General features: G+C 70.7%; 1 protein-coding gene. It reads left to right on the top strand.

Annotated elements, in window-relative coordinates; genetic code table 11:
* A partial coding sequence (locus ACQYVW_RS17315) for an L-serine ammonia-lyase (protein ID WP_434947858.1) occupies nucleotides 1–842 on the top strand: 842 nt, incomplete at both ends.

Genomic DNA, 842 nt, shown 5'->3' with positions numbered 1-842 from the left:
CTGCCGCACCACACCAACGGCATGCGCTTCACCGCCTTCGACGCGGCCGGCCAGGTGCTGGCCACGCGCGACTACTACTCGGTCGGCGGCGGCTTCGTGGTCAACCAGGACGAGGCGGCCGAAGACCGCATCGTCGCCGACACCACGCCGCTGCCTTATCCCTTCCACAGCGGCGACGAGCTGCTGGCGCAGGCGCAGCAGCACGGCCTGACCATCGCCCAGATCATGCTGGAGAACGAGAAGAGCTGGCGCAGCGAGACCGAGATCGTGCAGGGCCTGCGCGAACTGTGGTCGGCGATGCAGGCCTGCGTGGCCCGCGGCATGCGCGAGGAAGGCACCCTGCCCGGAGGGCTGCACGTCCCGCGTCGCGCGCCGACGATGTACAAGGAACTGCTCTCGCGCCCCGAGGCGGCGATGCGCGACCCGTTGACCGTGCTCGACTGGGTCAACCTGTACGCACTGGCGGTGAACGAGGAGAACGCCGCCGGCGGGCGCGTGGTCACCGCGCCGACCAACGGCGCGGCGGGCATCATCCCGGCGGTGCTGCACTACTACGACCGCTTCTGTCCGGCCAGCAGCGAGCAGGGCGTGTTCGACTTCCTGCTCACCGCCGCGGCGGTGGGCATCCTCTACAAGGAAAACGCCAGCATTTCCGGCGCCGAGGTCGGCTGCCAGGGCGAGGTCGGCGTGGCCTGCTCGATGGCGGCGGCCGGCCTCACCGCCGCGCTGGGCGGCACGCCCGGGCAGATCGAGAACGCCGCCGAGATCGGCATGGAGCACAACCTCGGCCTGACCTGCGACCCGATCGGCGGCCTGGTGCAGATCCCCTGCATCGAGCGCAA

The sequence above is a fragment of the Luteimonas campi genome (genome assembly GCF_051162505.1).
GTDB lineage: Bacteria > Pseudomonadota > Gammaproteobacteria > Xanthomonadales > Xanthomonadaceae > Luteimonas.
Note: the sequence above shows the minus strand (reverse complement) of the source record. Positions and strands in the feature narration are given on the sequence as shown.